Genomic DNA, 244 nt, shown 5'->3' on the forward strand with positions numbered 1-244 from the left:
GTCGCGCCACGCGATACGCGTTTGGCGATTCGCCGAACTCCTTCTTGAACTCACGGCCAAGATGAGAGGAGTCGGAGAATCCGCAGGACGAAGCAATATCAGCGACTGAGCGGTCGGAGCTCGTCAGCAGCCATGACGCCGTCCGTATCCTAATCTGTCGCCCGTACGCCAGCGGTGATTTCCCCGTCTTGGCAGTAAAAAGGCGCTCCAGCTGCCGGACAGACATCTCAAGACGCCTAGCTAG

General features: G+C 59.0%; 1 protein-coding gene. It reads right to left on the reverse strand.

All coding sequences use genetic code 11. The annotated features are described in order from the left end of the window. On the reverse strand, window positions 1–244 hold a 244-nt coding region (locus SB822_RS59900), incomplete at both ends, for a helix-turn-helix domain-containing protein (RefSeq protein ID WP_410859485.1).

This window comes from Paraburkholderia sp. SIMBA_054, assembly GCF_046534875.1.
In the GTDB taxonomy this organism is placed as follows: Bacteria; Pseudomonadota; Gammaproteobacteria; order Burkholderiales; family Burkholderiaceae; genus Paraburkholderia; species Paraburkholderia hospita.